General features: G+C 61.6%; 11 protein-coding genes. 2 read left to right on the top strand and 9 right to left on the bottom strand.

Going from position 1 to position 13,303, the window contains the following annotated elements; genetic code table 11:
• Window positions 1-121: 121 nt before the first annotated feature.
• From AC1DYQ_RS08305 to argA, 3 genes are all read right to left on the bottom strand, one after another.
• Window positions 122-754 carry a LysE family translocator gene (locus AC1DYQ_RS08305; protein WP_477686397.1) on the bottom strand — a complete coding sequence of 211 codons (633 nt, stop codon included), beginning with the start codon at window positions 752-754 and terminating at the stop codon, window positions 122-124.
• Window positions 751-999 (bottom strand): DUF1272 domain-containing protein, encoded by a 249-nt coding sequence (locus AC1DYQ_RS08300; RefSeq protein ID WP_477686396.1) that lies wholly within the window; start codon window positions 997-999, stop codon window positions 751-753. The genes AC1DYQ_RS08305 and AC1DYQ_RS08300 overlap by 4 nt, the downstream gene beginning before the upstream one ends.
• Before the next feature lie 74 nt (window positions 1,000-1,073).
• The gene (gene argA, locus AC1DYQ_RS08295) at window positions 1,074-2,423 is read right to left on the bottom strand and encodes an amino-acid N-acetyltransferase (protein ID WP_457282738.1); all 1,350 of its coding nucleotides are present in this window, start codon (window positions 2,421-2,423) and stop codon (window positions 1,074-1,076) included.
• Window positions 2,424-2,660: 237 nt separating this feature from the next.
• On the opposite strand from argA, the gene AC1DYQ_RS08290 reads away from it, so the two are divergent.
• Together AC1DYQ_RS08290 and hrpA are read left to right on the top strand one after the other, a co-directional pair.
• A complete protein-coding gene (locus tag AC1DYQ_RS08290; protein ID WP_477686395.1) occupies window positions 2,661-3,881 on the top strand; it encodes a GGDEF domain-containing protein in 1,221 nt (406 codons plus the stop codon).
• Window positions 3,882-4,000: 119 nt separating this feature from the next.
• Window positions 4,001-7,900: an ATP-dependent RNA helicase HrpA gene (hrpA, locus tag AC1DYQ_RS08285; RefSeq protein WP_477686394.1), complete on the top strand. Its 3,900-nt coding sequence runs from the start codon at window positions 4,001-4,003 to the stop codon at window positions 7,898-7,900.
• A gap of 86 nt (window positions 7,901-7,986) precedes the next feature.
• Here the strand turns inward: hrpA and AC1DYQ_RS08280 are convergent, their stop codons facing one another.
• From AC1DYQ_RS08280 to lptF, 6 genes are all read right to left on the bottom strand, one after another.
• Window positions 7,987-8,145, bottom strand: a complete 159-nt coding sequence (locus tag AC1DYQ_RS08280) for a DUF3309 family protein (protein WP_457282741.1) — start codon at window positions 8,143-8,145, stop codon at window positions 7,987-7,989.
• Between the two features lie 125 nt (window positions 8,146-8,270).
• Window positions 8,271-9,446: a pyridoxal phosphate-dependent aminotransferase gene (locus tag AC1DYQ_RS08275; protein WP_477686393.1), complete on the bottom strand. Its 1,176-nt coding sequence runs from the start codon at window positions 9,444-9,446 to the stop codon at window positions 8,271-8,273.
• 119 nt (window positions 9,447-9,565) lie between these two features.
• Entirely contained in the window at window positions 9,566-10,510 is a 945-nt protein-coding gene (locus tag AC1DYQ_RS08270) for a CysB family HTH-type transcriptional regulator (protein WP_457282743.1), read from the bottom strand.
• 90 nt (window positions 10,511-10,600) lie between these two features.
• Entirely contained in the window at window positions 10,601-10,978 is a 378-nt protein-coding gene (locus AC1DYQ_RS08265; protein WP_477686392.1) for a sirohydrochlorin chelatase, read from the bottom strand.
• A 15-nt stretch (window positions 10,979-10,993) separates the two neighbouring features.
• The gene (gene lptG, locus AC1DYQ_RS08260; protein WP_477686391.1) at window positions 10,994-12,136 is read right to left on the bottom strand and encodes an LPS export ABC transporter permease LptG; all 1,143 of its coding nucleotides are present in this window, start codon (window positions 12,134-12,136) and stop codon (window positions 10,994-10,996) included.
• Window positions 12,133-13,257, bottom strand: a complete 1,125-nt coding sequence (gene lptF / locus AC1DYQ_RS08255; protein ID WP_477686390.1) for an LPS export ABC transporter permease LptF — start codon at window positions 13,255-13,257, stop codon at window positions 12,133-12,135. The genes lptG and lptF overlap by 4 nt, the downstream gene beginning before the upstream one ends.
• Window positions 13,258-13,303 lie beyond the last annotated feature (46 nt).

Genomic DNA, 13,303 nt, shown 5'->3' with positions numbered 1-13,303 from the left:
TTCCAGGATCCTGGCCGGGAATGTGTGAAGTCTTTGGGAAGACTCCGGGAGTTTTGCAGGGAGGCTGTGAAAAGTCTGTTCGCCAGCGCACATAGCGGGGCCGTGCAGCCCGGGCACGTCCCTAGCTGTTCGCGCGCCGGTAGAACGCCAGCGAGCCCGCCAGCGCCAGCAGCGCGCCGCCGCAGGCGCGGTCTATCCAGCGTGTGGCCGAGGCCTTGAGCAGGCGTATGGCGCGTGCACCTATGAAGGCATAGCCGAACATGACGGAAAAATCGATGCCGGCGAATACCAGCGAAATGGCGAGGTATTGCGGTGCCTGGGCAGCAGCCGGGTCAATGAACTGCGGGAGCAGGGCTGAGCAAAAGAGATAACCCTTGGGGTTGGTCACCGCCACCAGGAAGGACTTCATGAAAATTGCGCGGCCGCCGTGCTGCGTGCCGGCATTGCCTTCGGCGGGAATCTCAAATCCGCCGCGCGAGCGCAGCAGGCGAATGCCAAGCCAGGCCAGGTAGACCGCGCCGGCCCACTTGAGCACCGAGAACCAGAACTCGGAGGCCGCCAGCAGCGCACCCAGACCCAATGCGACCGCGCCGACCAGTACAAAGTCTGACACCACGGCACCCAGCATGCCGGGCACGGAGCGGCGCACGCCGTAGCGTGAACCATTGGCCAGCGCGAGCAGGACGGTGGGGCCGGGCGTGGCGATGGCTACCAGCGCCACGATGGAAAAGAGCAGCAGGGTGGTGGTGTTCATGGTGCGGCTCCGCAACCCTGAGGTTTAAAAACACGCTCTTTCGAAGGTGGGTATTTGGCCAGCATGTGGGGCGGGCGGCGCGGCCGTGCGCTAAATTCACCGCCGCAGTTGGGGCAGACGCCTTTGAGCTTGGTGGTGACGCAGTCAACACAAAACGTGCATTCAAAGGTGCAGATGCGGGCATCGGGCGACTCGGCGGGCAGGTCGCGGTTGCAGCATTCGCAGTTGGGGCGGAGCTGGAGCATGCTGGGGTTTCCTGTGTAGATGGGATGGGAGGAGTCACCGGATGCTAAAGAAAAACCGTTCAAGGGGAAAGCCCCTAGGACAACTTCTTGACCAGCACCTGGCTCTTGCGGTCCCAGTTGTATTTGCGCTTGCGGCCTTCGGGCAACCAGTCCGGGTCTACCTGCACAAAACCGCGCTTGATGAACCAGTGCATGGTGCGGGTGGTCAGCACAAAGATGCTTTGCAGGCCGGCCGCGCGGGCGCGCTGCTCGATGCGTTTGAGGATTTTCTCACCGTCGCCCTGGCCCTGGCTTTGCGGCGAGACGGTGAGCGCCGCCATTTCTGCCGTTTTGGCTTCGGGGTAGGGGTAGAGCGCCGCGCAGGCAAAGATCACGCCGTCGTGTTCGATGATGCTGTAGTTGGCGGCGTCGCGCTCGATTTCGGTGCGGCTGCGTTTGACCAGCGTGCCGTCGTTTTCAAAAGGCTCGATCAGCTGCAGGATGCCGCCCACGTCGTCTTCCGTGGCTTCGCGAAGCTCTTCGAGCTTTTCATCGATCACCATGGTGCCGATGCCGTCGTGCACATAGATTTCCAGCAGCAGCGCACCGTCCACCGCAAAGGGTAGGATGTGGCTGCGTTCCACGCCGGCCTTGCAGGCCTTGACGCAGTGCTGCAGGTAAAACGCGGTGTCGGTGGGGCGTTCCCCGTTGGGCAGGGTGGCCAGCAGTTTTTCGGCGGCGGCCAGCGGCAGCTCGGTGTCGATGGGGTTGTCTTCGCTTTCGGGCTGGTCGTGGTGGATGCGTATGCCGGGAATTTCGCTCAGGAAAATCAGCTTGTCGGCCTGCATGGCGATGGCCACCGAAGTGGCGACTTCTTCCATGGTCAGGTTAAAGGCTTCGCCGGTGGGTGAGAAGCCAAAGGGCGAGAGCAGCACCATGGCGCCGAAATCCAGCACACGGCCGATGGCGGCGGTGTCCACCTTGCGCACCAGGCCCGAGTGCTTGAAGTCCACACCGTCGAGGATGCCGACCGGCCGCGCGGTGATGAAATTGCCCGAAATCACCCGTACCGTGGAGCCGGCCATGGGGGTGTTGGGCAGGCCCTGGCTGAAGGCGGCCTCAATCTCGTAGCGCAGCTGGCCGGCGGCTTCCTGGGCACAGTCGAGCGCGACTTCGTCCGTGATACGCATGCCGTGCGAATATTTGGCGGCGTGTCCCTTGGCCTTGAGCTGCTCGTTGACCTGCGGGCGAAAGCCGTGCACCAGCACGATCTTCACGCCCATGCTCTGGATCAGTGCCAGGTCCTGGGCGATGTGCTGGAGCTTGCCGGCCGCAATCGCTTCGCCGGCAATGCCTACGACGAACGTTTTACCGCGGTGGGTATGTATGTAGGGTGCGACCGAGCGGAACCAGGGCACAAAAGTGAAATTGAAGACGGCAGACATGGGCGCGCTTTCGGGATCGGTTGTGGCGGGTCAAGGGCAGCCGGGACGGCGCGAAAGAGGCAAGCGGTCTCCCTGGGCGCTGTTTCCCCGGTAAACGGAAAAAGTCCAGTGAGTGTAAGGGAGACACCGCCCGGCCTGAGGGATGCAAATGCCGGCTTTGGCGAGGGTGCGCTTTTTGCCGGCGTACTTCATTTGGGGGTTTGCTTAATGAGGGGCGGCGGGGTATGGTTAGGGTTCATGGACAAATACGCGATCGGGTTTTGGGGCTGCTATTTCGGGTCAGCCAGCCTGATGCTGGCCGGTTCGGCATTTGCCTATATCCGGTCCTTGCGGCGTATTGCCGTCAATGCGGCTGTCTCGGCAATCGCCTCGACTTTTTTTGTGGTGGCCTTCCTGGGCGGATTGCCCATCGAGAACGCCGATGTTCTGGACCGTTTCCTGGCCCATGTGGCCAGCGTGGTGTCTGCGCTGCTGGCTTACCTGCTGTTTTCCATCCTTGGCATCCTGCGCAATCCGGACTCGGCCAGGCGCGCCTTGACCTGGCTGGCGAGCCTGGCTCTTCTGAATATCGCGGTTGGCTGGGCATTGAGCCCGCGCCACGCCCTGGCACTGAGCCTGGCGGTGGCCTGTTTTCTGGGGCTGGTGGCAATGGCGCTCAGTCTTCGCAGTGCCGTTCGGGGGGACCTGCTTGCCTGGGTGGCTGTCTCGGGCGTCTCCTTCATGCTGGTGGCCATTGCCGGGTTGAGCTGGGTGGCGATGGACCGTGCCCACGTGCCGTGGCAGGTGCACGCGGTGACCGCTGTCGCCGGCACGTGTTACCTGGCCACCATGGCGGCTGTGCTGTGGATCCGTTATTCCTACCTGATCGAGCTGAACCGGGCCATGGCACATGGCCCCAGCTACGACCCGGTCACGCGCATGCGCTCCCACAGCGAAACCGGCAACATGCTGGAGGCAACCTTCAGGCGATACCGCGATGAGCCGGTGCCGTTGGGCGTGATTGTGGTGTCGGTCGCCAATCTTTATGTGCTGGAAAAGCTTTACGGCCACGCGGCTGTGAACCACGCGCTGTTTGTGTGCGCCGGCCGGCTGCGGCGCACCGTGCCCGCTGGTGTGGAAATGGGACGCCTCGAAGAGAACGGGTTTTTGCTGCTGATGCGCAATTGCCATGACAGCGGCCAGCTGATCCACCTGGCGCGCAGGGTTCAGTCGGCCCTGGCCAGGTCGGTAGTGCTCAACACCACGCTCGAAGGCGATCTGGTAGGGAACCAGCAGACGCGCTGGGTCGCTGAAGTCGGCCTTGGCGTGCTCAGGGTCTCCAAGTCCGACGCACGCGCCTCTTCGGCGGTGAGCACAGGGCGGGGCATGTCGCGCATAGCGCTCAGCTACCCAAGCCGCATTGCGTGGTTTGACGAGACCAGCGGGGAAGCCGTCGACCTGCCCGTGCTGGCGGCCTGATCGCGATGCCATAACCATAGCCGGTCCGCTGCGGGCTGGAACACCCGATAATTGAGCGCTCTGGCAGCGCTGCTGCCGCTTTTATCCTGCTCTGCTTGCCTTTTTCTTCGCTTCCATCCTTGTCTCCCCTCGCCATTACCTTTCCAGAGTCGCTGCCCGTTTCGGGCAAACGCGACGAAATCACCGCCGCCATGGCGGCCCATCAGGTCATCATCGTCTGTGGCGAGACCGGCTCGGGCAAGACCACGCAGTTGCCCAAGATTGCGCTGGCCATGGGGCGCGGCAAGCTCAACTACCCCGCCGGACAGGGCCGGCTCATCGGCCATACCCAGCCGCGCCGTATTGCCGCGTCCAGCGTGGCAAAGCGCATCGCGGAGGAGCTGAAGACGCCGCTGGGCGATGTGGTGGGCTACAAGGTGCGCTTCCAGGACCGGCTGAGCCGCGACGCCTCCGTCAAGCTGATGACCGACGGCATTTTGCTGGCCGAGACGCAGACCGACCCGCTGCTCAAGGCCTATGACACGATCATCATTGACGAGGCCCATGAGCGCAGCCTGAACATCGATTTTCTGCTGGGCTACCTGCGCCAGCTGCTGCCGCGCCGGCCCGATCTGAAAGTGGTGATTACCTCGGCGACGATTGATGCGCAGCGCTTCGCGGATTATTTCGCGTCCAGCAAAGGCCCTGCGCCGGTGATCATGGTGTCGGGCCGCATGTTTCCCGTCGAACAGCGCTACCGGCCGTTTGAGGAGTCGCGTGAGCATGACCTGAACGACGCGATTGCCGACGCCGTCGACGAACTCTGGCTGAGCCCGCACAGCGCGGGCGACATCCTGGTGTTTTTGCCCGGCGAGCGAGAAATTCGCGAGGCGGCCGACCACCTGCGCAAGCACCTGGCGCACCAGCCGCTGACGCGCAACGCCGAGGTGCTGCCGCTGTTTGCCCGCCTGAGCCAGGCCGAACAGGACCGCATTTTTGACGGCCACAGCGGCCGGCGCATCGTGCTGGCCACCAACGTGGCCGAAACCTCGCTGACTGTTCCGGGCATTCGCTACGTAGTTGATGCGGGCACGGCGCGCGTCAAGCGTTACAGCTTTCGCAACAAAGTTGAGCAGCTGATGGTGGAGCCGGTGTCGCAGGCTGCCGCCAACCAGCGTGCCGGCCGCTGCGGCCGCGTGGCCGACGGTATCTGCATACGACTGTATGACGAGAAGGACTTCCAGGGCCGCCAGCCTTTTACCGACCCTGAAATCCTGCGCAGTTCGCTGGCTTCGGTGATTTTGCGCATGAAGGCGCTGCACCTGGGCAATGTGGAAGAGTTTGCCTTCATCGAGCCACCGCAGCGCCGCGCGATTGCCGATGGCTACCAGTTGCTGGCCGAACTGGGCGCGGTGGACGAGGACAACGAGCTCACGCCCGTGGGGCGCACGCTGGCCAAGCTGCCGCTGGACCCGCGCGTGGGCCGCATGATTCTGGAAGCCAAGGACCGCAACGCGCTGGACGAGGTACTGGTGATTGCCAGTGCGCTCAGCGTGCAGGACGTGCGCGACCGCCCCATGGACAAACAGGCCCAGGCCGACCAGCAGCACGCCAAGTTCGATGACGAGAAGAGCGAGTTCAGCGGCTACCTGAAGCTGTGGAAATGGCTGGGCGATGCGCGGGGCGGCCACGGCACCGACCACAAACTCTCCAATCGCCAGTACGAGAACCTGCTGCGCGAGAACTACGTCAATATCCGCCGCGTGCGCGAGTGGCGCGACATCCATTCCCAGCTCCACACGGTCGTTGGAGAGCAGAAATGGGTGCTGAATGACAAGCCTGCCAGCTATGAGCAGTTGCACTTGTCCATGCTTTGCGGTCTGTTGGGCAACATCGGCTGCAAGAGCGACGAGGAAGACTGGTACCTGGGTGCGCGCGGGATCAAGTTCTACCGCCACCCGGGCGCACGCCTGAGCAAAAAGCCGGGCCGCTGGATTGTGGTGGCCGAGCTGGTGGAAACCACACGCCTTTTCGGCCGCGGCATTGCCAACATCGACCCGGCCTGGATAGAGCAGGTGGCCGGCCATTTGCTCAGCAAACAGCTGCTGGACCCGCACTGGGAGAAAAAGGCTGCGCAGGTGACAGCACTGGAGCGTGCCACGCTCTACGGCCTGGTGGTGTACAACGGCCGGCGCGTCAACTTCGGCCGTGTCGACCCGGTCACGGCGCGCGAAATTTTCATCCGCGAGGCGCTGGTGGCCGGCAACTGGGAGACCAAGCTGCCTTTCCTTGCGGCGAATCTGAAGCTGATCCAGCAGGTGCAGGACCTTGAGCACAAAGCCAGACGCCAGGACGTGCTGGTGGACGAGGAACTGATCTACGCTTTTTATGACCAGCAACTTCCGGCTGGCGTACACAGTGGTGCAAGTTGCGAACATTGGTACAAGGAGGAAGTCAAAAAGCAGCCGCAGCTCCTGCTCTTGACGCGCGAAGAATTGATGCGGCATGAGGCTGCGGGCATTACCACGCAGTCGTTTCCCAAGACACTGCGAATGGGTGGCGTGGATTGTTTGGTCACTTACCTGCACGAACCCGGCGACGCGCGCGATGGCGTGACGGTGGACGTGCCGCTGTTCGCACTGAACCAGGTCAACGAAGAGCGCTGCGAGTGGCTGGTGCCCGGCATGCTCAAGGACAAGGTGCAGGCGCTGATCAAGACACTGCATCAGCGCCCGCGCTCGCGGCTGGTGCCGTTGCCCGACACCGCTGCCCGCATGACGGAGCAGTTGCTGCAACCCGAGGTGTTCGGCAGCGGCTCGCTGACCGACGCGGTGCTCAAGCTGGTGCGCGACGCGACTTCGCTGGACGTCAAGCGCAATGACATGAAGCTGGATATGCTGCCGCCGCACCTGTTCATGAACTTCCGTGTGGTCGACGAACATGGCCGCCAGCTGGGTGCGGGCCGTAACCTGGGCGCACTCAAGGGCGAATTGGGCTCGCAGGCACGGGGTGCCTTCCAGGCGCTGGCGGGACTCAAAAACCTGGCAAAAGCACCCGAATCTGGTTCCGAAAAGCCCGTTTTTTCCGAAAATTCAGCATCAAATCGGCCTGCAGCCCAATCAGGACGAGCGCAAGCAGCTCCTGAAAAGATAGCGGCGAAAGCGCCGGAGCGCTACACCAGCTGGAGCTTTGGCGAGTTGCCGGAGCTGATGGAAATCCGCAAGGGCGCCCAGACGCTGATCGGGTTTCCGGCGCTCATTGATTTGGGCGACGCAGTGACGATCGAGGTTTTTGACGAACCCGACGTGGCGGCCGCGAAGCACCGCGCCGGCTTGCGCCGGCTGTTCTCCCTGCAAATCAAGGATGCGCTGAAGTACCTGGAAAAGAACCTGCCGGAGCTGCAGAAGATGGCCACCAGCTACATGCTGGTGGGCCGCGCCGCCGACAACTCCGGCGGCGGTACGCTGGAGGAATTGCGCGAGCAGATCATCGAAGTGGCGCTGGACCGCGCGTTTTTGCTGGACCCATTGCCGACGCACGAAGCCGAGTTCAAAAAACGCATCGACGATGGGCGAGGGCGCCTGACGCTGATTGCCAGCGAGGTGGCCCGGCTTGCAGCCGGCATCCTGACCGAATTCGCCGTGGCCCAACGCAAGATCAAGGACACCAAAAATGCCGCTGAAGCCGCGGCAGATGCCGCCCAGCAACTGCAGCGTCTGGTACCCAAACGCTTTCTGACGGCCACACCTTATGGGCAACTGCAGCACTTCTCACGCTACCTCAAGGCCATCACGTTGCGGCTGGAAAAATGGCGCGCCGACCCGGCACGTGATGCCGCGCGGATGGCCGAATTGCGGCCGCAGGAGCAGCGTTACTGGCGGCTCGTGGCTGAGCGAAAAGGCGCGGTGGATGCGCGCATGCAGGAATTCCGCTGGCTGCTGGAAGAGCTTCGTGTGAGCTTTTTTGCGCAGGAGCTGCGCACACCGCAGCCGGTCAGCGTTAAGCGACTAGACAAGGCTTGGCAGCAACTAAATAGTTGACTCAGGCTTGTGAGATGAGAGTGCAAAAAAATGGCCTTGCAACGCAAGGCCATTTTTCCTGGTGAATCACCAACGGAAGGTGCTGACTAGATGCGTCCCATCAGCAGCAGGATCACCAGGATCAGCACCACCAGGCCGACACCTCCGCTGGGCCCGTAACCCCAGCTGCGGCTGTGGCCCCAGGTAGGCAAAGCGCCGACCAGGATAAGAATAAGAACGATCAGCAGAATGAGGGATAGGGACATTTGAAGCACTCCTTGTTATGTGAAGTGATTCTTTCCCGATGCGGGGCGCAAACAAGCAGGATGAACGCCTGTCAAGCCGTCGGCAAATACTGACAGCCTTGGCTTACACGCGAGACCTGCCGCGCTTACAACTTGGCCAGGCGCTGCAGCGCCGTGTTCAATGTTTCGTCTTTTTTGGCAAAACAGAACCGCACCACACGCTGGTCAAAGCCATTGCCGTAAAACGCCGACAGGGGAATCGCCGCCACGCCGATTTCGGTGGTCAGCCACTTGCAGAACCCGGCTTCGTCCAGGTCGCTCACGCCGGAGATGTCCACGCACTGGAAGTAGCTGCCTTCGCTGGGCAACAGTTTGAAGCGGGTTTTGGCAAGGCCTTCGCGAAACAGGTCGCGCTTGCGCTGGTAGAAGGCCGGCAGGTCCAGGTAAGGCTGCGCATCGGCCATGTACGCGGCAAGCCCGTATTGCACAGGGGTATTCACGGTGAACACGTTGAACTGGTGCACCTTGCGGAACTCGGTGGTCAGTGCTGCGGGTGCGGCCACGTAGCCGACCTTCCAGCCGGTGACGTGGTAAGTCTTGCCGAAGCTGCTGACGATGAACGCACGCGCGGCAAGGCCCGGAAAACGTGCGGCGCTTTGATGGATGCGTCCCTGGGCCGCATCGAACACCATGTGCTCATAGACCTCGTCGCTGATCAGCAGGACGTCAGTGGGTGCCAGGATGTCCTGCAGCATGAGCATGTCGGCCTCGGTCCATACCGTGGCGCTCGGGTTGTGCGGCGAGTTGACGATGATCGCCCGTGTCCTGGATGTGATCGCTGCGGAAATTTTGTCGAAGTCGGGCCGGAAGGTACCGGGCGTGAGGGGAACGCGCACCACGACGCCACCGGCCAGCTCGATGTTGGGCACGTAGCTGTCGTAGCAGGGCTCCAGCACGATGACCTCGTCGCCGGGGTGAACGACAGCCAGGATGGCCGTGATGATGGCCTGCGTGGCGCCGGCGGTGATGGTGATCTCGCTGTTGGCGTCGTAGCGGTGGCCGTAAAGTTTGGCCACCTTGGCCGAAATGGCTTCGCGCAGCGCCGGAACGCCCGTCATGGGCGGGTACTGGTTCAGGCCTTTTGTCATCGCGTCGGTGACGGCATTGACCAGCTGCGGGTCACACTCAAAATCAGGAAAGCCCTGGCCCAGGTTGACAGCGCCTTTTTCAGCGGCCAGCGTGGACATCACCGTGAAGATCGTGGTGCCGACAGCGGGCAGCTTGGTTTTGAGCTTGGGGGTGCGTTCGAGGATGGTGGTCATGGCAAGGGCTAGATAAGGTGATTTTTCTTCATCAAGCAGTCAGCGCGGAACCGGCTTCGCCGGGCTGCAGCTGGCGCCCCCTTGAGGGGGAGGCGGGCGAAGCCCGCCACGGGGGGGAGTCAAACCTCATAGTCATTGACACGGCCGGCCATGGCCTTGGTGATCAGGGCGCGGTCCAGCTTGTCGCTGAGCAGTTCGGCGAATTTATAGACGAAATTGCGCAGGTAGGCGCTGCGCTTGAAGGCCACGCGGGCGACGTTGATACCGAACAGCGGGCCGGCCGCGATGGCGATCAGGTCGCTGTTGGTGCCGTCTTCCTTGATAGCCATTTCTGCGACGATGCCCACGCCCAGTCCCAGGCGCACATAAGTCTTGATGACGTCGGAGTCGATGGCTTCCAGCGCGATGCGCGGCTGCAGGCGCTTGGCGGCAAACGCCAGGTCGATCTTGGTACGGCCGGTGAAAGACGGGTGGTAAGTGATCAGCGGTTCTTGCGCCAGGTCTTCCAGCGTGATGTTGTCTTTTTTGGCCAACGGATGGTCGACAGGAATGACCAGCATGTGCTGCCATTCGTAGCAGGGCAGGGTCACCAAGTCTTCGTACTGCGTCAATGATTCGGTCGCAATGCCGATTTCGGCCACCTCATCAAGCACCATGCGCGCCACCTGGTCGGGCGAGCCCTGGTGCAGGCTGACATTGACTTTGGGAAAGGCTTCACGCAGCTTGGCGACGGGCTGCGGGAGCACATAACGGGCTTGCGTATGGGTGGTGGCAATGGAGAGGGTGCCGCTGTCCTGGGCAGAAAACTGCTCGCCAATGCGGCGCAGGTTACCGACCTCGCGCATGATGAGTTCAATGCTTTTGAGGACGTGTTCCCCGGGTTCCGTCACACGCTTGAGGCGTTTGCCGTGCCGTGCAAAGATTTCGACGCCCAGTTCCTCCTCAAGCTCGATGATGGCCTTGGATACGCCGGGCTGCGAGGTGTGCAGGGCCTTGGCGGTCTCTGTCAGGTTCAGGTTGCGCCGGATGGCCTCCTGGACGAAGCGGAATTGGTGAAGGTTCATATCGAATTGAGGCTAATTATTGATTTTATTATGCCTGTTTTATGCTAAAGAGGAGCCCAGCTGCCGTACCGATGCGCCATGCCTCCACGGCTATGACAAGGCAATGCTGGCCATAAGTGCGGTCAATTCGCGGTATTCCCCGGCTGCAGGCAAAAGCTCGACTTCTACGCCCGGATGCGCCAATCTGACGCGCTCGACCAGCAGCGGCAAGTCTTCCCGGGCGTGCTTGCCTATACCAAAGAAAAGCGGAAACACCCTTATATGGCGTGCGCCAGCAGCTATTAAATTTGTAGCAGATTCAGGCAACGAAGGAGGGCAAAGCTCCAGGTAGGCGCAACTGACAGGGGTGCCGGGCTCGCGGAGACGGACTTGCGCGGCAACCGCCTCAATGGGGTCGCGCCACTGCGGGTCGCGCGAGCCATGGGCAAGCAGGATAATGCCGCGCGGCGTATGGGCCAGGGGCGTCATGAACGGTAGCGTCCGTTAACGCCTGAGCACCAGCCAGCCAAACGCGCCCAGCGAGACGGCCATATAAAGCAGGCCTGGCGTGGCAGCCGCAAGCCAGGGCTGCCAGTTTCGCAGGTTGCCGATATAGCCGAACACGTTGTTGAGCAGGAAGAAGCTGATGCCGATCATCACACCGGCGAACACGTAGCCGGCAATGCCGCCGGAGCGAAAGTGAAGGTAGGCAAAAGGCAGCGCCAGAATCACCATCACCAGGCAGCTGAGCGGGTAAAAGACTTTTTTCCAGAACTCTATTTCATAGCGTTGCGCGGTCTGCCCATTGGCGTCCAGGTGACGGACGTAATTGAACAGGTCGATGGTGCCCATGCGCTCAGGCTTGAGCAGCGCCACCGACACCATTTCCGCGCTGATTTCGGTAGGCCAGCGAAAGCTCTTTAGCACCGCGCGGCTGACCTTGGCGCCGCCCGCGGGTTTGGCGGCGCTGCTGGCGCCGGCAGGAACATCAAACTCTGCGCGCGTGGCCTGGTTCAATTCCCAGGCATCGCCGGCGGTGAACGCTGCCAGCGGCGCCTGTGTGGTGGAGACGATCAATCCCTTGTTGTTGAACTCGAAAATCTGCACATTCTGCATTTCGTTGTCGGGGGTGAGCGCCCTCACATTGACCACAAAGGTGTTGTAGGCCTGCTTTTCCTTCAACCATGCACCGGTCTGGCCGATGGTGATCTTGTTCTGGTAGCGCGCCTTGAGCAGCTGCGCGGCCCGTTCGCTGGCAGGCGCCACATAGTCGCCCACGGCGAAACTGAACACCACGAACAGCGCCCCCAGGACCAGCAGCAACTTCAGAGCGCGCCAGGGGCCGAGTCCGCTGGTGCGCAGGATGGTGTATTCGGAGCTCTGTGCCAGCCGGGCCATCACAAAGATGGTGCCTATCAGTACGGAGATCGGCAGCAGCTCGTACAAATGATTGGGAATCAGCAGACCTACATATAGCAATGCATGCCTGATCTGGTAGACATCGGCTGCGTTGATGCCGCTGCTCTTGCCGAGATATTGCAGTTCATCGACCAGGTCAAAAAAGAAGAACAGGGCCAGAAAGCCGAGCGCCACCAGGGCGATGGCTGCGAGTACTTCACCGTAGATCAGGCGGCGTATGGTTTTCATGCGTGGCTTTCGCTGTCGCGTACAGCCAGCGGCGTACGGTTGATGCGCCGGGCGGGCCGCAGCGTCCAGTTGAACTGGCGCTTGGACAGCCAGGCCAGGGCCAGCAGCAGGACGCCGCCATGCAGCGCCAGCAGGAAGTTGCTGAAACTGATGAGGCCCACAAAAATCCAGCTTTGCCCGAGGTTGACCAGGTTGTTGTAGACCACAAACGTCAGCAGCACAAAAATCATGTTGCCGCTGCGCCCGCCGCGCGGGTTCACGCTGGCCAGGGCCACCGCCAGCACAACAAAGTTGATGGATGCCAGCGCCAGCCCCAGCCGCCATGCCAGCTCGCTGAGATTGCCGCGGGTCGGTGCCTTGACCAAGGAGCGGGTGGAAAGCAGTTTGGCTTCCGGTGCGTTTTCGGTCAGGGGGTTGTTATCACCGGTTTTGGTACCGTATTCTTCGAAGTCGCTGATTTTGAGCGCTGATTGCCCGATCACGTTTTCCAGTCGCTGGCCGTTTTCGAGCATGAGGAACTGCGCGTCACCTCTGGCCTCGATGCGGCCCGAGCGGGCCGTGGTGATGGAACTCTTGCCTTTTTCGGTCGCAGCGATAAAGACGTTGTTACTGGAGCGCTCGCCCGCCAGGTCGCGGTCGATGAAGAAAACCCGGTTGCCGCTGGAGGATTCCTGGAACTGGCCAGGGGCAATGCGGTCGAGGTCGCCGCGCTGCTCATACCGGCTTTGCATGTCTTTGGTTTGCTGGTTGGTCCAGGGCCAGACAAAAAGAGCCATCAGCGTGATGACCAGCAGGACGGGCCATGCAAAACGGAAAAGCGGCCGCAGAAAACCCGCCAGGCCCTGACCGCTGGTGAACCACACCACCATTTCGCTGTCGCGGTACATGCGCGACAAGGTACTGACCATCGCAATAAACAGCGACAGTGTGAGGATTGTCGGCAGGCGTCCCAGCGCCGAGTAGGCCATGAACAACATGACGTCCTGCGGATTGATGAAACCGCGCGATGCCTGGCCCAGGGTGCGGATCAGAACAATGGTCATCACGATGGTGACCAGGACCACCAGCGTGGCCCCAAAACTGCGCGCCAGCTCTTTGCGAATCGTGGATTGGAATAACATTGACTGAATATCTGCCTTGGCTTCGTTTTATTTTTGTTTTACTTTG

It is taken from the genome of Polaromonas sp. P1_F4 (assembly GCF_056405675.1).
The sequence above is the reverse complement of the archived record's forward strand: the minus strand, read 5'-3'. Positions and strand labels throughout refer to the sequence as shown.

What these genes read in the sequence shown, in the direction of transcription:
- AC1DYQ_RS08305 (WP_477686397.1), bottom strand. Translation starts at nt 754, where the DNA reads ATGAACACCACCACCCTGCTGCTCTTTTCCATCGTGGCGCTGGTAGCC.
- AC1DYQ_RS08300 (WP_477686396.1), bottom strand. Translation starts at nt 999, where the DNA reads ATGCTCCAGCTCCGCCCCAACTGCGAATGCTGCAACCGCGACCTGCCC.
- argA (WP_457282738.1), bottom strand. Translation starts at nt 2,423, where the DNA reads ATGTCTGCCGTCTTCAATTTCACTTTTGTGCCCTGGTTCCGCTCGGTC.
- AC1DYQ_RS08290 (WP_477686395.1), top strand. Translation starts at nt 2,661, where the DNA reads ATGGACAAATACGCGATCGGGTTTTGGGGCTGCTATTTCGGGTCAGCC.
- AC1DYQ_RS08280 (WP_457282741.1), bottom strand. Translation starts at nt 8,145, where the DNA reads ATGTCCCTATCCCTCATTCTGCTGATCGTTCTTATTCTTATCCTGGTC.
- AC1DYQ_RS08275 (WP_477686393.1), bottom strand. Translation starts at nt 9,446, where the DNA reads ATGACCACCATCCTCGAACGCACCCCCAAGCTCAAAACCAAGCTGCCC.
- AC1DYQ_RS08270 (WP_457282743.1), bottom strand. Translation starts at nt 10,510, where the DNA reads ATGAACCTTCACCAATTCCGCTTCGTCCAGGAGGCCATCCGGCGCAAC.
- AC1DYQ_RS08265 (WP_477686392.1), bottom strand. Translation starts at nt 10,978, where the DNA reads ATGACGCCCCTGGCCCATACGCCGCGCGGCATTATCCTGCTTGCCCAT.
- lptG (WP_477686391.1), bottom strand. Translation starts at nt 12,136, where the DNA reads ATGAAAACCATACGCCGCCTGATCTACGGTGAAGTACTCGCAGCCATC.
- lptF (WP_477686390.1), bottom strand. Translation starts at nt 13,257, where the DNA reads ATGTTATTCCAATCCACGATTCGCAAAGAGCTGGCGCGCAGTTTTGGG.